The organism is Kribbella shirazensis, assembly GCF_011761605.1.
Taxonomy (GTDB): Bacteria; Actinomycetota; Actinomycetes; order Propionibacteriales; family Kribbellaceae; genus Kribbella; species Kribbella shirazensis.
Window position 1 is genome coordinate 745,857 of record NZ_JAASRO010000001.1, and the last position, 19,278, is coordinate 765,134.

Genomic DNA, 19,278 nt, shown 5'->3' on the forward strand with positions numbered 1-19,278 from the left:
TTACGAAGCGATGATGAACAACCGCTAGACCTCCTTCGACGGCTGGATGATCAGGTGTGGGAGGTTGACGTCGCGGGGGCGGCCGACGACGTACGCGATCAGCTCGGCGACCTCGCGGACCGGGACGGCGGGGAGGGTGGTGCGGAGGTCGTCCACCATGGTCTGCAGCTCGGGCGGGAAGCCGTCGGCGAGTTCGGTGCCGTCGATCATGCCGGGCTCCAGGTCGGTGACGCGGATCCCCTCGCCGGCCAGCTCGGCACGCAGCGTTCGCGTCAGGTGGCTGACGGCTGCTTTCGAGGCGCCGTACGCCGCCATCCCGGGATTGATGCGCTCGCCGGCCAGGGACGACACGTTGATCAGGTCGGTCGTCCGGGTCGCGGCCGATCGGCGCAGTGCCGGGAGGAACGCGTGCGTGACGTTGATGACGCCGGTCAGGTTGATGTCGACGGTACTGCGCCACGCGTCCGCCGGGCCGTCCGCGAACGGGACCACGTGCATGACGCCGGCGTTGTTCACCAGCAGGTCGAGGTCGCCGAAGGTGTCCTGCACGAGTACGGCGGCCTCGGCCACGGACTGCTCCGAGGTGACATCGGCCGGTACGACGAGCGCCGTACCGCCCGCCTCGGCGATCTGGGCGGCGACCTTCTCGAGGCGGTCGCGCCGCCGGGCGAGCAGCGCGACGGACGCGCCGTCGGCGGCGAGACGAGTGGCGATGGCGGCACCGATTCCGCTGGCGGCGCCGGTGACGAGTGCGATGCGTGAAGTACTCATGACTTCACCCTCGCCCGGAGCGCCTGACCTCAGAAGATCCGCTTCGACCGTAGGTCTGGCAGTACCACCCAGTGCGCTGGGGCGCGTGGGGATACTGGTGGGGTGAGTGCGCGACCGCAACTGGGAGAGTTCCTGCAGACCCGACGGGCTCGGGTGCGGCCCGAGGACGTCGGGCTGCGCTCCGGCCGGGACCGGCGCGTCTCCGGTCTGCGCCGGGAGGAGGTCGCGCTACTCGCGAACGTCAGCGTCGACTACTACATCCGCCTGGAGCAGGGCCGCGCCGGCAATCCGTCGACGACTGTACTGACGGCGGTCGCGGACGCACTCCGGCTGGACCAGGCCGAGCGCGATCATCTGCGGCGGCTGGCCTGCTCGGCGCCGCCCGTACCGCCGAAGACCGCCGTACGGCCGCAACTGCAGGCGATGATCGACGCGATGCACGACCTGCCCGCGATCGTGGTCGACCGACTGAGCAACGTGCTCGCGTGGAACGCCGCCGCGCTGGAGGTCGTCGCCGACTTCGAAGGCTCAGCCCCTCGGAACCTGGCGCGGCTGTACTTCCTGGACCCCGAGGCCCGTGAGTACTACGCCGACTGGCAGACCGTGGCGGAAGACGCGGTCGCCCTGCTCAGGAAGGCCTCGGCCGAGTACGCCGACGACACCGAACTGGCAGCCCTGGTCGACGAACTCCGCACCGCCAGCCCCGACTTCGACCGCTTCTGGACCTCCCAGAACGTCCAGAACCGCTCAGCCTGCCCCAAAACCCTCAACCACCCCACCGCCGGCCGCCTCACCTTCACCCTCGAACCCCTCCAACTCCCCACCGACGACGGCCAACACGTCATCACCTACACCCCCGCCGACCAACCCACCACAACCTGGCTCACCAACCGAGCCTCCACCAGCCGCGGTTAAGCCAGGTTGGTCCTCTGGTGGGGTCCATTGATCACTTGGCAGTTCGGCTCACCTAGCTGGAGCTGATCCTGCGGAAGGACTCGGCGCGCCGTGGATCGGTCCGCGCGCATGGAGGTCTCATGAGTGAGCAATTGCAGCGAGTTCCTACGCTGGCTATTATGGTGTCACCAAGACCGGTTCCGCCTGCTTCTGCAGGTCCAGGGCCGGTCCTCATTCTTTCTGGACGGCGTACTTGGACGGAGCGGTCAAGGACTACAAGTCCTACGACGATCAGGTTCGCCTGCTCGCAGGGCGCGGGATGGACATCGGGAACCACGACGAGGCCGTCGCTGTGCTGCGTCGAGTCAACTACTACCGCCTCAGCGGCTACTGGTACCCGTTCCGGAAGCTGGCCAAGGCGGGACGCCAGGACAGCTTCTTCCCCGGGACCAAACTGAGCGACGTCGTCGCGCTCTACGATTTCGACGCCCAACTCCGCGCCGCGACCTTCACAGTGCTCGCGCCCATCGAGCTGGCGGTTCGTGCGCTGCTCGGGCACGAGCTGGGACGCGTCGACCCGTGCGCGCACCTCGACCCCGGCAAGCTCGGGCCCACCGCGACGGGCAAGCGCTACGACCGATGGGTCGAAGCGTACGAGTTCGAGCTGCAACAGTCGCGCGAGGACTTCGTCTCTCACCACCTCGGGAAGTACGGCGGTCGCCTGCCGGTCTGGGCGGCGGTCGAGATCCTCGACTGGGGAGGCCTGACGTACCTCTACGGCTTCGCGCCCCGCGGTGTCCAGGACCGGGTCGCCGACGCGTGCGGGCTGAGCGCACCGCAGCTGACGAGCTGGCTGAAGGCGCTCAACCTCGTGCGCAACACCTGCGCCCACCACGGCCGGCTGTTCAACCGCGTCCACACGATCTCGCCGAAGCTGCCAAAAGTGGGACGTCATCCCGACCTTGACGCCGTTGCGACGGACTGGTCCCGGACCTTCGGTCAGCTGACTATGATCCAGTTCCTCCTCGACCGGCTCCAGCTGGGGCGGAAGACGCTCCTGCCAGCCGTGCTGAAGGGCTTCCCGTCCGTACAGGCCGTTCCGATCAGCCACATGGGCGCCTCAAGGACTGGCAGAGCACCGGCACGCTGTGGCATGCCTGAGCATTCGCTCCTGTCCCGTGCGGTGAAGTTCGTGCTCCGCGTGCCAGGGTCTGTTCGCCTAGTAGATACAGACCTCAGCACACTTCGCGCGCCGGCGAAGCCGGCCAAGAAGACTGCCGCGCCGAAGGCGTGACCGATCCGCATCCACACCCCGCAACAGTCCACCCGCGCAACACGCACCCTCCCGGCCGGACCATCCCGGGCGCCGGCGGAGCTGGCCAACAAGACAGTCGCGCCGAAGGCGTGTCCGATTGGCCGGTCTCCCGGTTGTTATTCGCCGTTGAGCCAGTCGTAGAAGGAGACTACGGAGAGGCGGAAGTGGTGGGGGTCGGTGAAGGTGCCGTTGACTTTGCCGAGGCCGTTGATGACTGTGGCGGTTCCGTTGGCGTGGCCAACGGCGTACGCGTGGCCGTTGCCGGTGTCCTTGTCGATGCCGAGCAGTAGTGTGCCGTATTGGCCGCACCGTTCGGCTATGAGCGTCTCGAAGCCCTGCCAGGTGCTCGTCCGGACCGGCTTGACGATCGGCTTCATCGGCGACGTCGTGGGGATCCGGATCGTGTACAGCGCGCCGCCGCGGGTGTTCGCGATGAACGTGTCGTACGTCTGCGTCTTGCTGATCACCGCCATCGACTTGACCGACGCGAACCCCGGATACGATCCGGTACTGCGCCATCCGGCAGCGGTGTGATGCCAGCGGAACAGCACCCCGTCGTTGCGGAGTGCGTACAGCTCCGTCCGCGGAACGATCCCGGACCCGACCGGCTTGTCGAACGTCGCCCAGTCGAGCTGCGTGAAGTTCGACCAGCCACCACCGATCCGGGCCAGGCGCGGTTCCCCCGGCGGGAGGTTGCCGCCGGCATCGAGGAGGTAGCCGCTGCTGTACAACCCGTCCCCGATCACGACCATCCCGTGCCGCTGAGTGCCGCCGCCGCTGGTCGGATAGTCCTCGAAGTGACTGCTCAGCCGGACCACCCCGGGCGCGTACAGCTTCGCGGCCGGGGATCCCGCACTGAGCGACGGCGGGTTCGTCGCCTTCAGGCCGCGGATCACGTGTTCACCCTGCGCCGTCACCGAACCGATCCGCGCCGAGCACGCCTCGCTCTGAGCTGCCCCTGCGCCCTGGGCCGAGGTCGCCAGGACGCCGGCCGCCAGGACCGCGCACCCTGCGACTGCTATCGCTCGCCGCCACATGTCAGCCTCCGTTCAGCGGGTCGTACGCCGGAGCGAACCGGAAGTACTCCCAGTCGGTGAAGGCCGTCGGCACCTTGCCGAGGCCCCGGATGACGGTCGACGCGCCGTTCGCGTGCCCGACCGCGTACAGGTGTGCAGTCTTCGTGTCCTTGTCGATACCGAGCAGGATCGAACCGGTCCTGCCGCACGGCGCCGCGACGAGCTGCTCGAAGATCTGCCAGCTCGACGTCCGCACCGGCGTGATGATCGGCTTCAGCGGCACGCTGGTCGGGATCTTGACCGTGTACAGCCCGCCCGCGCGGTTGTTCGCCAGGAACATGTCGTACGTCGGCGTGGTGGCGATCAGTGCGAACGACTTCATCGTGCTCATCCCGGTGACGTACCCGGTGTTGCGGAAGCCCCGCCCGACGTCGGTCCAGCGCCCGAACTTGCCGTACATGTCCTGCGAGTACAGCATCGTCCGGGTCGGCGCGCTGGTCGCGGACGCCTTGTACTGCGACTGGATCAGGAACCGCCCGCCCCAGCCGTTGCCGATCCGCTGGAACACCGGCGTACCGACGATCTTCCCGTCGCTGCCGACGGTGTAGGTGCTCTGCATCAGATAGCCCGCGCCCCAGACGACCTTGCCGCTGCGGGTTGTCCGGCCGTTGCCGGCGGGGACCGCGGTGAAGGTCGTCGGGTTGTTCACGGAGTACGGCGTGTTGTAGAGGTTCGGTGTGTTGAGGGCCGGGCTCACCGTCGGCGGCGCCGTGGCAGAGACGACCCGGCTGTTGACGCCGCGGGCCGTATCGAACGACCCGAGCCCGAGCGCGCAGGCCGCCGCAACAGCACTCGTCGTTGCGGCGGCCGGCTGGACTGCCGGGCCGAGGGAGAGCACAAGTCCGGCGGCGCCGGCGAGACCAAGTGTCTTACGGAACATCGGTTTCCTCTCGGGAGGGATCAGTCGCCGTTGGCGACGTCGAACTCGGGAAGCGGAGCCCAGCGGAAGTACACCGGGTCCTCGAAGGCTCCGGGGACCTTGCCCCGGGATTGGATCAGTGTCGACAGACCGTTGGCGTGTCCAACGGCGTACAGGTAGGCGGTCTTGGTGTCCTTGTCGATGCCGAGCAGGAGCGTGCTGTTCCGCCCACAACCCATCGCGGACAGCGTCTCGAAGCCCTGCCAGGTGCGCGTCCGGACCGGCGTCACCACGGGCTTCGCCGAGCCGACCGGGATCCTGATCGTGTACAGCGCCCCGCCGCGGGTGTTCGCGAGGAACGTGTCGTACGTCGGCGTCTTCGCGATCAACGCCATCGACTTCACGGCGGCGTACCCGGCATACGAACCGGCCGCCCGCCACGTCCCGTTGTCGATCGTCCAGCGGAACAGCAGGCCGTCGTTCCGCAACGCGTAGGCGGCCTGCCGGTGGACCTTGCCCGGGTACAGCGCCTGGTACTCCGAGACCTCGAGCAGCTTGAACGCGCTCCAGCCACCACCGATCCGGCGCAGCTCCGCAGGCTCGACGAGCTGCCCGTTGGTGTCGGTGCGGTAGACGCTCCAGTACAGCGCGTCGCCCGCCACGACGTACCTGGACCGCTGCACTCCACCGGGCGTCGGCTCGTGCGTCTGCCGCGCGCTCAACCGGATCAGCCCGGGCGTGTAGACGCCGCCCCACTGCCGATCCTGCACAGTTGGCGGAGTCGTCGCGAAGACGTCGGTACTGCGATGCGCGCCGGCCGCGGTCACCGACCCCAGCCAGACGTCGCACGCCTCAGCCGTGGCGGCACCGGCCGCCTGCGCGTTCCCCGGCACCAGCGCGCCGAGGACGAGAGTCAGCACCGCGCCCCCCGCCGAAGCGGTCAGTCGTCGAAACATGTCGCCCCCTCTCAGAACACTTGATACGGGGCGGACACGAAAAGTTGCGCGCGAAGTATTACCCGTGCTGTTCACGGGAAGTGAGCGCGCGGGTGAGTTCTGTGCACAGAATAGAGCCTCACCTACCGCCCATAGGGGGATTCACGGATGCGCAGAACTCGGTTGCGGGCCGGACTGGCCCTGCTCGTCGCTGCGGTGGTGGCCCCGGCCGCCTCGCTCACCGCAGTGGCCGGGCCCACCGCCGTACCATCCAAATCTTTGGCCAAACCTTTCGTGCAGGGCACACAGACCGTGCCTGCCTACGACTACGACAACGCGATCCACGAGCGGGTGCAGGTCGACGTACCCCGGCTCGACGGGGACGCGAACGGGATCACCGACCAGATCACGGTCGACATCATCCGGCCGGGTGAGGCCGCCGCGGCCGGGATCGACGTACCGGTCATCATCCAGGCCTCGCCGTACTACGCCGGAGACCCGGACAGCTACTTCGACGGGGTCGGCGTGCGGCAGGTGTACGGGAGCTGGCTCGACAATTACTTCGTGCCGCGTGGGTACGCCGTCGCGTTCGTCGACATGCCCGGGACGTTCCGGTCGACGGGCTGCAGCGACGTCGGCGCGGACCTCGAAGTGCTCGGCACCAAGGCAGTGATCGACTGGCTCAACAACCGCACTGCCGGACACAAGCCGGACGGCGGCGCCGCGAAGGCGGACTGGTCGACCGGGAAGGCCGGCATGATCGGCGTGTCCTGGAACGGGACGATCGCGAACTCGGTCGCCAGTACCGGCGTCCGCGGGCTGGAGACGATCGTGCCGATCGCGGCGATCTCCAGCTGGTACGACTACACCCGCGGGTTCGGGGTGCCGTTCTACGACGAGTACATGGGCTTCCTGCACGACTACGTCAGCAACGACGCGTCGCCGCGGTGCGAGCAGCTGACCGACGAGATCGAGCAGGCCTCCGACACCCCGACCGGGTCCTACAGCACGTGGTGGAACCCGCGGAACTACCGGCTCGACGCCTCGATGGTCCGCGCCAGTGTGTACGTCGTGCACGGGCTGGGCGACGAGAACGTGAAGACCCGGCACTTCGGCGAGTGGTGGGACGAGCTGGCCAAGCGGGACGTGCCGCGGAAGATCTTCCTGCATCAGGGCGTCCACCTCGACGGGTTCAGCTTCCGCGACGAGTGGGTGAACAAGCTGCACCCGTGGTTCGACTACTGGCTGCAGGGCCTCAAGAACGGCGTGATGGAGACGCGGCAGGCGACGGTCCAGCGCGAGGACGGCTCGTTCGTGGACGAGCCGCGGTGGCCGGCCGTCGGCGCGCGGCAGACCACGCTGAGGCTGAGCAAGGCGGCGGACGCGAAGGCCGGCGGGTTGTCGATCGCGACCGCGTCGAGCGACCCGATCAGCTTCACCGGGACGGACAAGGAGTCCGCGGACACCGTCGTACTCGATCCGACGGCGGCGCGCACGGATCGGGCCGTGTTCCTGAGCGACGAATTGTCCAAGGCCGTGCGGGTCAGCGGCACCGGGAAGGTGACGGTGCGGGTCAAGGTCGACAAGGTTGCCTCAGGCATCAAGGCGCGGTTGGTCGACTACGGTACGGCGAACCGCTACACGAACGTCACGAACGTGCCGAACACCCGCGTGTGCTGGGGTGACGGGAACGCGCTCGACACCGGGTGCTACCCGGACACGCAGGTCAACACCGCGGTCTCCGACACGTCCGTGGTGATCCGCACGCTGGCTGATGTCGGGCACTACGAGTCCTTGTACACGAAGGAATCGCTGCGTCCGGATCGTTGGTACGATCTGTCGTTCGAGCTGAACGCCGACGACGTGGTCTTCGCCGCCGGACACCGCCTGGGCCTGGTCCTCACGGTCGAACCGGACAACCCGTCCGTCCCGTTCACCGGCGCCACGATCACCCTCGACCCCACCCGCTCCTACCTCACCCTGCCCCTGACGGGCTACACCGCAGCCCTTCAAACGGCGGAGGTGCCACAAGCCCGAGTCCCCTCCACCCGGCTGGCCCAGTCAGAACCGGAGAAGAACCCGGTGGAACTGATGAAGCAGATGGTCGAAGCTTCCCGATGAAGCAGCGGGCCCCGGCAGACAGCCGGGGCCCGTCCTTCACAGCTCTGAATAGGCGGCGACCAAGGTGGTCGCGTCGTGTTCCCAGTTCAATTCTGTGGCGGCGCTGCGGACGCCGTCGGTGTACGTGGTGTAGTTGTCGATCAGCGTCCGGACGGCTGTGGTCAGGGACTGGGGGTTGCCGGGCTCGTACAGCGTGCCGAGTTTGTACTGCGTGACGACTGCCCGGAGCTCCGGCAGGTCCGCTGCGACCACCGGTACGCCGGCGCGCACAGCGTGGAAGAGCTTGTTGGGCAGTGCGAGGCGGTGGTTCTCGCACGTGTTCGTGAGCGTGACCAGCGAGATGCCGTAGGACCTGAGCGTGTCGTCGACCTCGTCGATCGAGCGCTCGGCGACAGTCTCCACCGGCCCGAGATCCAAGCGGTAATTGGGATCCACCGACCCCATCAACACGGTCCGGAACGGCGCCAGCTGACGAGCCGCCGCGACCACGGTCGGCAGATCCCGACCGGCTCCCACGCGTCCGGCGTACAGCAAACCCTCCGGCCGCTCGGGTGCCGGCGGTACGTCGTCCGCGCGCGGGAACGTGTTCCGGACGACGCGTACGTCGGCCAGCCCGCGTGACCGCAGCCGCGCCGCGATCCCGTCCGACACCGTCAGAACGACCCGCGCCTTCGACGCCAGCGACACCTCGTACCGCCGCCCGCGCGCCCGCCACAACGGCGTCGGCCGACCCGGCAGCGCCCGGTCGAACCACAGCTCGTGGCTGTCGTACACCAGCTTCGCCGACCACTTCTCGGCGTACTCCGCGGCGAGCTCCAACGTGTTGAAGTCGTGCGCGTGCACCACGTCGACCGGCCCGGCCGCGGCGACGCGAGGGGCCGCCGCGAGACGCCATTGCTTCTCCGTGCGATTCCGGTGCTCCGGCAGCAACAACCACCGGCCGAACCGCTGGATCAGCACCTTCGGCCCGGAATGCCCGTGCCCGACCGTCAGCCCGCCGTTCCCGGACCGCAGGCCGGACGACCGGGAGACCGACTCCACCGTGATCCCCGGGCCCACTTCGCTCTGTTGATCAGCAAGCCAGGCTTCAGGGACGTCACGGCCGATCACGTGCAGCGTGTGACCGGCCGCAGCCAGCGCGGTCGCCTCCCGGAGGATGCGCGAGTCCCCGGCGATCGGGGACTGCGCGATCATCAGAATCCGCACTTACTCGCTCTCGTCCTCGTACACCAGCTCGTTGTTGAGGAACGGGAGCAACACCTCGACCGACTTCCGCCCGTCGTGCAGGTCGCGGACGAACGACGGTCCCGCGTCGGCGATCTTCCGGGCGGTGTCGCGCTCGGCGACCAGCCGCTCGATCACCTCCGCCAGGTCGTCCGGGTTCGCCTCGGCGATCGGCAGGTCGGTCGGCAGCAGATCCCGGACCGGGTCCGCGATGTGCCCGACGGTGACCCGGCCGGCCGCCATCGCCTCGCAGGCGAAGACGCCGTACGAACCGAGCAGCAGCTGGTCGACCACGATGTCGGCGCTCTTCACCATCTCGGCGAGCTCCGCATGCGGCACACCCTGCACCCGCTGGTACTTGATCAGGCCCCGCGCGTCCAGATCGGTCAGCACCGGGTCGACGTACGCCGAACCCTTGAGCGCGCTGGCCGACGGCGCGTGCAGCACGACCGGCACCTCACGCTCCAGCACCGGCTGCGTCGACACGAACCCCTCGACGTCGACCGCGAGCGGCAACCAGATGCCGTTCTCGACGAACTCGAGCAGGTCCGGCGTGGTGACGAAGACCGGGCCCTTGTACCCGTCCAGGTGCCGGCGCATCAGGTTGTTCGCGGCCTGCAGGCGCACGGTCAGCTCGTCGTCCGGGTTGCGGAACGGCGAGTACCGGTACTGCTCGCGGTGCTGCGCGGGATCGCGGATCTCCGACCCGTGGAACACCAGACCGTGCTTGATCCCGGCCTGGTCCAGCATCGGCACGTCGGTCGTCCACATCTGACCGCGCTGCTGGCCGAACATCGGCCGCCCCGCCTCGAACAGCACGTGGGTGACCTCGCGTAACGCGTACGCCGTCAGCTCCAGCTGCCACCGCAGATCGGACCGGTACTGCCGGTAGGTGCCGGTGCGGTGCACGCGGAAGTCGAACGCGCCGCTGCCCGTGGTCAGCGACTCCGCCTTGACGTCCGGTACCTCACGCTCCAGCGCGGTCGCCCACAGCCAGGCCTGACCCGCACTGTTCACCGGCCCGAGCAGCAGGTGCCGCCCGGTCTTGGTGACCCGGCCGCCCGGCCGGGTGATCTCGAGCTGCTGCCCGGTCAGCTCGCCGTACAGCTCCCGCAGCTTGGTCGCCTGCCCGACCCAGGACACTTCCTGCTGGTACGCCGGATCCGCCACCCGCTCGCGGTAGCTGTCCAGATCGCCGAGCACGGTGCGGACCTTCGCCGCCAGGTCGCGCCCGTCCTCCGCGGTGAACACCTCGCCGATCCGAGTCCGGTCAACGAACTCCTTCATGCTCGGCATGTCGCTGACCACCACCGGCAGCCCGGCGAAGGCGTACTCGAACAGCTTGTTCGGCAGCGCCATCTCGTGGCTCGGGTAGCGCAGGATCGGGATCAGCCCGACGTCGGCCGTGCGCAGGAACGCGACCACCTCGTCCGGCTTCACCGGATCCAGGCAGTGCAGACGGTCCTGCACCTCGAGCTGCACGGCCTGTGCCTGCAACTGACGAACGACGTCTGTCGCCACACCAGGCACGCACACGACGGCCAGGTGCACGTCCGGCAGGTCCACGAGCGCCTGGACGGCGGTGTGGATGCCGCGCGCCCGCGTCACGCCGCCGCTGTAGACGAGCAGCGGTACGTCGGGCGCCAGGCCGATCTGGCTGCGAATGTCGGACACCTCGACCGACACGTCAGCAGGGTTCGGCGTGTTCATCACCACGGTCGGCTCATGGCTGAGCTTGTGCTCGCGCTGCAACCGTTCGGCGATCGCCGGGCTGACGGTGATCACCCGGTCCGCTTCGCCGATGTACTCGCGCTCGTGGTTGGCCCACGCAGCGATCGAGCGCCGGGTCCGGCCGCCGTACTGCGAGAGTCCGGCGACGTACTCGTGCGCGTCGTACACGACCTTCAGCTTGCGGCCGCGGAGCTTCGCGCGGCCGGCGGCGCGGGTCGCGACGCCGATCACGTGCATGTCGTGCGCGTGCACGACATCCGGCTCGAGGCGGTCGATCAGGTCGCCGAACGCGATCTCGAGGTCCAGCGCCTCGGGGTGCAGCCTGCGCCACGGCGCCGGCCACGGCAGCCGGTGCAGCACGCCGTCGTACGCCCGCCAGCTGAACTTGAACGGGATGTCCGCCTTGTTGCCGACGCCCTTGCGCACCCAGGCGACCCGCTCGGCCACCTGCCAGCGCGCACGGCGCAGCAGCCGGGTGGCGACACCGGCCTTGAACTTGATCGGGTTTCCCTGGCCCGCCTTGGCCCGTGCGATCGCGTGCCCGGAGTCGGCCTTGAGCTCCTTGAGCTCGGCCTGGATCCGCTGGCTACGCGCCACATAGGTCGCGCGGTACCGATATCCCACCAACGGCGGCCGCCAGTTGCGGCGGGCCGTACGGCTTCGTTTCCGTTCCTCACGCAGTGCGAACGGCACCGCCACCCGGACGATCAGCGCACCGTCGAGCATCTCCCTCGACGGAAGGCCGCTGGCCGAGACCCCGAGCACGGTCACTTCTGCTCCGGTCTCGGCCAGTGCTGCGGCCTCTTTGCGGACCCGGCTGTCGTTGGTGACGTCGTTGGCGACGATCATCACGACCCGCAGGCCTGCATCTGTCACTGGCTGACCGACCTTCCGATCACAATCCGCCGCACGCCCGCCCACTTGGCCGGGTCGGTGCGGTCACGACCGTCGACGAGCACCTTCACACCCGGCAGGTCGGCCGGGCTCAGCTGCGTGTACTCCGCATGATCCGCCTGCAAGACCGCCGCGTCCACCGGCGAGCCCAGCGTGTACGGCGTGAAGCCGAGCCCCTGGAGCTCCTCGTCGGTGTACAGCGGGTCGTGCACGGACACCTCGGCGCCGCGCGCCTTCAGCGCCTCCACGGCCGGGAAGACCCCGGAGAACGCCGTCTCCTTGACACCGCCGCGGTACGACGCGCCGAGCACGACGACCTTGGCGCCCTTCAGCTCACCGAACGCGCCCTCGAGCAGGCCGATCGTGTAGTCCGGCATGCCGGCGTTCGCCTCGCGGGCGGCGCGGACGACGGTGGCGTCCGGGTCGGTGTACAGGTACAGCCGCGGGTAGACCGGGATGCAGTGGCCGCCGACCGCGATACCGGGCCGGTGGATGTGGCTGTACGGCTGCGAGTTCGACGCCTCGATCACGGCGTGGACGTCGATGCCGTTCTGGCCGGCGAACCGGGCGAACTGGTTCGCCAGGCCGATGTTCACGTCGCGGTAGGTGGTCTCCGCGAGCTTCGCCAGCTCGGCCGCCTCGGCCGAACCGAGGTCCCAGACGCCGTTCGCGCGCTCCAGGTCCGGGCGCTCGTCGAAGTCCAGCACGGCCTCGTAGAACGCGATGGCGCGCTTCGCGCCCTCCTCGGACAGGCCACCGACCAGCTTCGGGTACTTGCGCAGGTCCGCGAACACGCGGCCGGTGAGCACCCGCTCCGGCGAGAACACCAGGTGGAAGTCGGTGCCCTCGGTCAGCCCGGAGATCTCCTCGATCATCGGCTTCCACCGGTTCCGGGTGGTGCCGACCGGGAGGGTGGTCTCGTAGCTGACCAGCGTGCCGGGGGTGAGGTGCTCGGCCAGGGAACGGGTCGCGTTCTCCATCCAGCCGAACTCGGGCTGCCCGGTCTGCTCGTCCACGAACAGCGGCACGACCACGACGACCGCGTCGCTGTTCGGGATGGCGTCCGCGTAGTCCGTGGTCGCCCGCAGGCGGCCGTCGGCAACGGTCTCGGCGAGCAGCTCCTGCAGGTGGGCCTCACCCGGGAACGGCTCCTGGCCCGCGTTCACCAGGTCAACGAACTTCTGGTTGATGTCGACGCCGACGACCTGATGGCCCTTGGCCGCGAACTGGACCGCCAACGGCAGTCCGATCTTGCCTAAGGCAACAACACTGACACGCACAGCAACTCCACTAGGTAGTGATTCTTCATCGGGGGCCTCGGAGCTTCCGTTCCAGCGGGTGCTCGACGAACTTGTAGAGCAGGGCCGAGGCGAAGATCGAGAGGACAAGGACACCGGCGTACCAGGTCAGGTTGGACCAGCCGATCGGGCCGGCGATGCCGTGGTACTCCTTGATCGCGTACAGGATCGTGGCGTGCACCAGGTAGAAGGCGTACGACCACTGGCCCAGCGCGACCATCGGCTTGCTGCGCAGTACGGACCGGCCGCCGCGGGTGTCGCGGGCAGCGACTGCGAGGATCAGGAAGCCGTACAGGAACGTCAGGACTTCCTTCTGGCACAGGCCCATCGTGACCGCGCCGGGGATCTGGGTCGGGTGCAGGCCGGAGTAGTACAGGAGGTACAGCCCGCCGCCGGTGACCAGGAACGCGAACCACACCGGGATCCGCGGCCTCCAGCCGGATCGCAGCGAGATCGCCAGGCCGATACCGAACAGGAACGCCACCGAGTGCAGCACCGGCTGCGGCAGCACCGGTACGTCGTCCTTGTAGTGGAACAGCGCCAGGCGGTACGCCCCGCCGAGCACGAGCACCGAGACGCACAGGATCAGGCCGCCGACCGTCTTCAGCCGCTGCGTGGCCCGCCAGACGAACGGGAAGTACGCGTAGAAGAACGCCTCGACCGACAGCGTCCAGCCCGCCGGGTTGCCGCCGTACAGGATGGTCGGGTTGTTCGACCAGCCCTGCACCAGGAACGCCGACATCACCAGCACGGTCATCGAGACCGGCTTGATCCAGGACATCCCGGCCGGCGGCTCGAACCGGTAGAAGACGAAGATGGCCGCGACCAGCGTCAGGAAGTACAGCGGGAAGATCCGCGCGAACCGGCGCCGGTAGAAGGTGCGGATCTTCGTCCCGGGCTGCGCCGACCAGGTGAGCACGAAACCGGACAGCACGAAGAAGAACGTGACGCCGGAGGTGCCGTACTTCAGGAATTTGTGGATCGGCAGCGGCGCCAGCTGGGTCATGTGGTGGGCGAACACGAAGAAGGCCGCCCACCACCGCAGACCGGTGAGCGACTCGACCCGTGGCAACCTCCCGCTCGGGGAGCGCGGCGGTGTGCCGGACTCCCCGGGGAAGGTACTGGCCGGCGCGCCGGGAGGCGGAGTCCCCACAGCTGCCGACCCAGGGGATTCCTGGGTCGGCGTCTGGTTCTCTTCGGCGGCCTTCGTCATGTGGTTACTCCGCGAGAGTGGCAACGACACGCTCAGCAGCGTGACCGTCGCCGTACGGCATCGGGCGGTCGCCCTCCGGCGTCGGCCGGGCGGCCAACTCGGGCAGCTTACTCACGTCGGATGTCAACACGTTCCATCCGTCGTCCAGCGTCTCGACCCACTCGGTCTCGGTGCGCAGCGTGGTGCACACCCGGCCGAGCAGGAAGGCCTCCTTCTGGAGACCCCCGGAGTCGGTCACGACACCGGCCGAACCGAGGACAGCCGCGACCATCTCCGGGTACGCCAGCGGCTCCCGGACGTGCAGCGAACCGTCCGGACGCTCCAGCTTGATGCCGTGCTCCGCGCACTTCGCGACGAGCCGCGGGTGGGCGAGCAGCAGCACCGGCGTACCGGCCGCGCCGAGACCGTCGACGATCGCGGCCAGCCGCGCCGGGTCGTCGGTGTTCTCGGCCCGGTGGATGGTCGAGACGACGTACTCGCCGCGCTTGAACGGCAGGTCGAGCTCGTTGTCCTTGACCGCGTCGCGGACCCGGAAGCACACGTCGGTCATCACGTCACCGACCAGCCGCGACTTGTCCTTCAGACCCTCGTTCGCCAGGTGGTCCATCGCCACCTGGGTCGGGGCCAGCAGGAGATCCGCCGCGTGGTCCGTGAGTACCCGGTTGTGCTCCTCCGGCATCAGCCGGTTGAACGAGCGCAGCCCGGCCTCGAGGTGCGCCACCGGCAGGTGCATCTTCACCGCGGACAGCGCACCGGCGAGCGTCGAGTTGGTGTCGCCGTAGACCAGCACCCAGTCCGGCTTGTGCTCGTCGAGTACGGCGTCCATCGCGGCCAGCATCGCGCCGGTCTGGACACCGTGACTGCCGGACCCGACGCCCAGGTGGACGTCCGGGTCCGGGATCCGCAGGTCGGCGAAGAACACGTCGGACATGTTCTTGTCGTAGTGCTGGCCGGTGTGCACGATCACGTGCTGGTGCTCGGTGGCGGCGAACGCCTCCGCCACCGGCGCCAGCTTCACGAACTGCGGGCGCGCACCGACAACGCTCAGGACCTTCATGCTGACTGAGACTCCCCGGCGACGGCGACGGTGCGGTCCTCGGCCGCGGACTGCAGGACGGCCTCGGCCACCTTCACGGTGGTCAGACCCTGCTGCAGCGTGACGATGTCGGCCTCCTTGCCGAGCACCGCGTCGCGGAACGCCTCGTGCTCGGTGCGCAGCGGCTCCGGCTTGCTGATCGCGTAGCGGATCATGTCGCCCTCGCTGACACCGCGGAAGTGCGCGACGTCGTCCCAGGCGGTGGCGACCGTGCCGTTGGCGTGGAAGGACAGGTCGGCGAGCAGCGTGTCGGCGATGAAGGCACCCTTCTCACCGGTGACGACGGTGAGCCGCTCCTTCATCGGGGACAGCCAGTTGACCAGGTGGCTGGTCACGGTGCCGTCGGCGAGCTTGCCGGTCACCGCGATCAGGTCCTCGTACTGCCGGCCCGACTTGTGGGCGCTCTGCGCGGCCACCGTCACGAACGGCGACTGCGTCACCCACGCGGTCAGGTCGATGTCGTGGGTGGCCAGGTCGAGCACCACGCCGACGTCGGCGATACGGGCCGGGAACGGGCCCTGCCGGCGGGTGGTGATCTGGTAGATGTCGCCCAGCTCGCCCGCCTCGAGGCGCACCCGCAGCGCCTGCAGCGCCGGGTTGTACCGCTCGATGTGACCGACCGCGCCGACCAGACCGGCCGCCTCGAACGCCTTCGCGATCTCGGTCGCCTCGGCCGAGGAGCCGGCCAGCGGCTTCTCGATCATCGCGTGCACGCCGGCCTCGGCCAGCGACTTCGCGATCTCGGCGTGGTACTGCGTCGGCACCGCGACCATGCAGTAGTCGAGCTTCTCGGCGATCAACTGCTCGATGTTCTCGTGCACCGGACGACCGCCGGCGACACCGAACTTGTCACCACCCGGGTCGGCCACCGCGACCAGGTCGACGCCCTCGAGGGACGCCAGGACCCGGGCGTGGTGCCGGCCCATCATGCCCAGGCCGATCAGGCCCGCACGCAGGTTCGCCATCCTCACGCACCCGCCTTCGCCACGGTGTTCACCGCGGTCACGATCCGGTTCAGGTCTTCCTCGGACAGCGAGGGGTGGACCGGCAGCGAGAGCACCTCGGCCGCGGCCTTCTCGGTCTCCGGCAGGTCCAGGTCACGCTGGAACGACGGCAGCCGGTGGTTCGGGATCGGGTAGTACACGCCGCAGCCGACCTTGTGCTCGTTGCGGAGCGCGTCGGCGAAACCGTCGCGGTCCTCGGTCACGCGGATCGTGTACTGGTGGTACACGTGGGTCGCCTCGGCAGCGACGGCCGGCACGGCGACACCCTGCAGGTTCGCGTCCAGGAAGGCCGCGTTCTCCTGCCGCTGCTTGGTCCAGCCGCCGACCTTGGTCAGCTGCACGCGGCCGATGGCGGCATGCAGGTCGGTCATCCGGTTGTTCAGGCCGACGACCTCGTTCTCGTACTGCTTGAGCATGCCCTGGTTGCGGTACAGCCGCATCCGGCGCTCGAGATCGGCGTTCGCGACCGAGTTCATGCCGCCCTCACCGGAGGTCATGTTCTTGGTCGGGTAGAGGCTGAACATCGCGAACTCGCCGAAGGTGCCGACGGGCGCGCCGTTCCAGGTGGCGCCGTGGGCCTGCGCGGCGTCCTCGTAGATCTGGATGCCGTGCTTGTCGGCGATCGCCTGCAGCGCGGTGACGTTGGCCGGGTGACCGAACAGGTGCACCGGCATGACGGCCTTGGTCTTCTCGGTGATCGCGGCCTCGACCGCGGCCGGGTCCAGGCAGAAGTACGTCGGCTCGATGTCGACGAACACCGGGGTGGCCCCGGTCAGCGCGACGCTGTTCGCGGTCGCGGCGAAGGTGAAGGAGGGGACGATGACCTCGTCACCCGGACCGACGCCCGCGGCCAGCAGGCCGAGGTGCAGGCCGGAGGTGCCGGAGTTGGTCGCGACGCACGCCCGGCCGGAGACCAGCGCTGCGCCGAACTCCTGCTCGAACGCCGCCACCTCGGGGCCCTGGGCCAGCATCCCGGACTGCATCACCCGGTCGACGGCTTCGCGCTCCTCCTTCCCGATGATCGGCTTCGCGGCCGGAATCGGCTGCACCATCAGTTCTCCTCCTGGTTTTCTTCGGCCGGCCGCAGCCGTCCGTCGGTTTCGATGTACATCTCGCCCGTGTTCGGGCACTTCCACTCGCCGTTCCCGACGTCGAGCAGCGGAACCCCGGCCTTGCCGACCCACTTGAGCCGGCGCGCCGGAACCCCGGCGACCAGCGCGAAGTCTGGCACGTCCTTGGTCACCACCGCACCCGCGGCGACGGTGGCCCAGCGGCCGATGGTGACCGGCGCCACGCACACGCTGCGCGCACCGAGCGAGCAGCCTTCCTTCATCGTCACCCCGACCGGTTCCCAGTCGTGCCCGCTCTTCGGCGACCCGTCCGGGTTCACCGCGCGCGGGAAGTAGTCGTTGGTGAGCACCACCGCCGGGCCGATGAACACGCCGTCCTCGAGGGACGCGGGCTCGTACACCAGCGCGTAGTTCTGGATCTTGCAGTTGTCGCCCATCCGGACCCCGGTCCCGACGTAGGCGCCGCGGCCAACGATGCAGTTCTTGCCGAGGACCGCGTTCTCACGGATCTGGGCCAGATGCCAGACCGACGAACCGTCGCCGATCTGGGCGCTGTCGTCGACGTCGGCGGATGGCGCGATGCGGGACGTCACAGGGTCTCCTTCTTGATGAGCCAGCTTTGCAGTACTTCGGCCGAGCGGCGTCCGTCGTGCAGCTCGGCCACGAAACCGGGGCCGGCGGCCGCCCGCTCGGCGGCGGCGTCACGATCGGCGATCAGCCCGCCCAGGACCTCACCCAGGGTGTCGGGATCGGCCTCCACGATCGGCACTTCTCGCCCGGCCAGAGTACGCACCCGGTGGCGCACCCCGTCACCGACGTACGAAACCACGATCCGCCCGGCGGCGAGCGCCTCCGCGGCCGCCACGCCGTACAGACCGATCCGGAGCTGATCGACAACGATGTCGGCGTCACCGATGACGCCGGCCATCTGCTCGTGCGGTACGCCGGTGATCCGCCGGTACTCGATCACGCCGCTCTCGTGCAGCCCGTTCAGGACCGCGTCGATCTCCTCGGTGCCCTTGAGTTTCGCGTTCGAGGGAACGTGCGCGACGACCGGCTTCTCGCCCGAGAACAACGGCCGCGCGGCCTGCTGCCACGGCGCCGGATCGATCGCGACCGGGAGCCACTGGGCGTTCGGTACGTCGTCCAGCAGGTCGACCGTGGAGACGAAGACCGGGAGCTGCAGCGCCTCGACGAGCTCGGCGTGCCGGCGGGCCTGCGGCTCGAGGCGGTCGGTCAGCTCGTCACCCGGAGTGAACGGCGACCAGCGCTCGCGCTTCGCGTGCCGGCTGGGCAGGCGGATGTCGGAGCCGTGGAAGAGCAGCGCGACGTTGATGCCCTTGGCGAGCATCGCCTCGATGTCCGGCGCCGCGTCCGGGTAGCCACGAGCGCCGAAGAGCGGGCGGAGCGACTCGACCATCACGTGGGTGTGGCTCCCGACGTACTGCTGCTGGGCGCGCTGCCAGCGCGGCTGGCCGAACCACGCCAGCGGGACGCCGTAGTCGGTGGCGAACTGGAACTGTCCCTTGCGGTGCAGGGCGAACGAGACGGCGTCGACGTCCGGCAGGGTCTTGGCCGCCTGGGCCCAGGCGTGACCCTGCCCGGCGGAGTTGGTCGGGCCGACCAGCATCCGCACGGGCGTCGTCGCTACCGGCGGGAACGCCGGCAGTTGCGCGTACGAGTACCGCAGGCCGCGCAGGCGCCTCCGGACCGCTCCCGCGGTCCGGGCCAACGGCACCGGCAGGTGCTCGCGGATCGCACGCGTCACCGTCACTGT

The 19,278-nt window shown here is 69.0% G+C and carries 16 protein-coding genes; 3 read left to right on the forward strand and 13 right to left on the reverse strand.

Annotated features, from left to right (window positions below; all coding sequences use genetic code 11):
• Positions 1-24: 24 nt before the first annotated feature.
• Entirely contained in the window at positions 25-771 is a 747-nt protein-coding gene (locus BJY22_RS03520) for an SDR family oxidoreductase (RefSeq protein ID WP_167203727.1), read from the reverse strand.
• Between the two features lie 102 nt (positions 772-873).
• Between BJY22_RS03520 and BJY22_RS03525 the strand changes: the two genes are divergently transcribed.
• Together BJY22_RS03525 and BJY22_RS03530 are read left to right on the forward strand one after the other, a co-directional pair.
• Positions 874-1,686: an MmyB family transcriptional regulator gene (locus BJY22_RS03525; RefSeq protein WP_167203728.1), complete on the forward strand. Its 813-nt coding sequence runs from the start codon at positions 874-876 to the stop codon at positions 1,684-1,686.
• 232 nt (positions 1,687-1,918) lie between these two features.
• Entirely contained in the window at positions 1,919-2,959 is a 1,041-nt protein-coding gene (locus BJY22_RS03530; protein ID WP_202890977.1) for an Abi family protein, read from the forward strand.
• A gap of 137 nt (positions 2,960-3,096) precedes the next feature.
• Here BJY22_RS03530 and BJY22_RS03535 read toward each other — a convergent pair whose 3' ends face one another.
• From BJY22_RS03535 to BJY22_RS03545, 3 genes are read right to left on the reverse strand one after another with little or no spacing between them, the layout of a single operon-like run.
• Entirely contained in the window at positions 3,097-4,017 is a 921-nt protein-coding gene (locus BJY22_RS03535; RefSeq protein ID WP_238350283.1) for a hypothetical protein, read from the reverse strand.
• 1 nt (position 4,018) lies between these two features.
• Positions 4,019-4,936, reverse strand: coding sequence for a hypothetical protein (locus tag BJY22_RS03540; RefSeq protein ID WP_167203729.1), 918 nt, complete (start codon positions 4,934-4,936; stop codon positions 4,019-4,021).
• Positions 4,937-4,956: 20 nt separating this feature from the next.
• Positions 4,957-5,871, reverse strand: a complete 915-nt coding sequence (locus tag BJY22_RS03545; RefSeq protein WP_167203730.1) for a hypothetical protein — start codon at positions 5,869-5,871, stop codon at positions 4,957-4,959.
• 147 nt (positions 5,872-6,018) lie between these two features.
• Between BJY22_RS03545 and BJY22_RS03550 the strand changes: the two genes are divergently transcribed.
• Complete coding sequence (locus BJY22_RS03550; RefSeq protein WP_167203731.1) at positions 6,019-7,971, forward strand: CocE/NonD family hydrolase; 1,953 nt, start codon at positions 6,019-6,021, stop codon at positions 7,969-7,971.
• Between the two features lie 36 nt (positions 7,972-8,007).
• Here BJY22_RS03550 and BJY22_RS03555 read toward each other — a convergent pair whose 3' ends face one another.
• From BJY22_RS03555 to BJY22_RS03595, 9 genes are read right to left on the reverse strand one after another with little or no spacing between them, the layout of a single operon-like run.
• Positions 8,008-9,177, reverse strand: a complete 1,170-nt coding sequence (locus BJY22_RS03555; protein WP_167203732.1) for a glycosyltransferase — start codon at positions 9,175-9,177, stop codon at positions 8,008-8,010.
• Positions 9,178-11,802, reverse strand: coding sequence for a glycosyltransferase (locus tag BJY22_RS03560; RefSeq protein WP_167203733.1), 2,625 nt, complete (start codon positions 11,800-11,802; stop codon positions 9,178-9,180).
• On the reverse strand, positions 11,799-13,100 hold the full coding sequence (locus tag BJY22_RS03565; protein ID WP_167203734.1) for a nucleotide sugar dehydrogenase: 1,302 nt from the start codon (positions 13,098-13,100) through the stop codon (positions 11,799-11,801). Before BJY22_RS03565 ends, BJY22_RS03560 begins: the two co-directional genes overlap by 4 nt.
• Before the next feature lie 25 nt (positions 13,101-13,125).
• Positions 13,126-14,331, reverse strand: a complete 1,206-nt coding sequence (locus BJY22_RS03570; RefSeq protein ID WP_167203735.1) for an acyltransferase family protein — start codon at positions 14,329-14,331, stop codon at positions 13,126-13,128.
• A gap of 4 nt (positions 14,332-14,335) precedes the next feature.
• Complete coding sequence (wecB, locus tag BJY22_RS03575; protein WP_167203736.1) at positions 14,336-15,388, reverse strand: non-hydrolyzing UDP-N-acetylglucosamine 2-epimerase; 1,053 nt, start codon at positions 15,386-15,388, stop codon at positions 14,336-14,338.
• Positions 15,385-16,392, reverse strand: a complete 1,008-nt coding sequence (locus BJY22_RS03580; RefSeq protein WP_167203737.1) for a Gfo/Idh/MocA family protein — start codon at positions 16,390-16,392, stop codon at positions 15,385-15,387. The genes wecB and BJY22_RS03580 overlap by 4 nt, the downstream gene beginning before the upstream one ends.
• A gap of 2 nt (positions 16,393-16,394) precedes the next feature.
• On the reverse strand, positions 16,395-17,486 hold the full coding sequence (locus tag BJY22_RS03585; protein WP_202891583.1) for a DegT/DnrJ/EryC1/StrS family aminotransferase: 1,092 nt from the start codon (positions 17,484-17,486) through the stop codon (positions 16,395-16,397).
• A complete protein-coding gene (locus BJY22_RS03590) occupies positions 17,483-18,094 on the reverse strand; it encodes an acyltransferase (RefSeq protein WP_167203739.1) in 612 nt (203 codons plus the stop codon). The genes BJY22_RS03585 and BJY22_RS03590 overlap by 4 nt, the downstream gene beginning before the upstream one ends.
• Positions 18,091-19,275 (reverse strand): hypothetical protein, encoded by a 1,185-nt coding sequence (locus tag BJY22_RS03595; protein WP_167203740.1) that lies wholly within the window; start codon positions 19,273-19,275, stop codon positions 18,091-18,093. The genes BJY22_RS03590 and BJY22_RS03595 overlap by 4 nt, the downstream gene beginning before the upstream one ends.
• Positions 19,276-19,278: the final 3 nt, after the last annotated feature.

Excerpts from the sequence above, each read along its gene's own strand:
- BJY22_RS03550 (WP_167203731.1), top strand. The coding sequence starts at position 6,019 with ATGCGCAGAACTCGGTTGCGGGCCGGACTGGCCCTGCTCGTCGCTGCG.
- BJY22_RS03580 (WP_167203737.1), bottom strand. The coding sequence starts at position 16,392 with ATGGCGAACCTGCGTGCGGGCCTGATCGGCCTGGGCATGATGGGCCGG.
- BJY22_RS03570 (WP_167203735.1), bottom strand. The coding sequence starts at position 14,331 with ATGACGAAGGCCGCCGAAGAGAACCAGACGCCGACCCAGGAATCCCCT.
- wecB (WP_167203736.1), bottom strand. The coding sequence starts at position 15,388 with ATGAAGGTCCTGAGCGTTGTCGGTGCGCGCCCGCAGTTCGTGAAGCTG.
- BJY22_RS03545 (WP_167203730.1), bottom strand. The coding sequence starts at position 5,871 with ATGTTTCGACGACTGACCGCTTCGGCGGGGGGCGCGGTGCTGACTCTC.
- BJY22_RS03520 (WP_167203727.1), bottom strand. The coding sequence starts at position 771 with ATGAGTACTTCACGCATCGCACTCGTCACCGGCGCCGCCAGCGGAATC.
- BJY22_RS03540 (WP_167203729.1), bottom strand. The coding sequence starts at position 4,936 with ATGTTCCGTAAGACACTTGGTCTCGCCGGCGCCGCCGGACTTGTGCTC.
- BJY22_RS03535 (WP_238350283.1), bottom strand. The coding sequence starts at position 4,017 with ATGTGGCGGCGAGCGATAGCAGTCGCAGGGTGCGCGGTCCTGGCGGCC.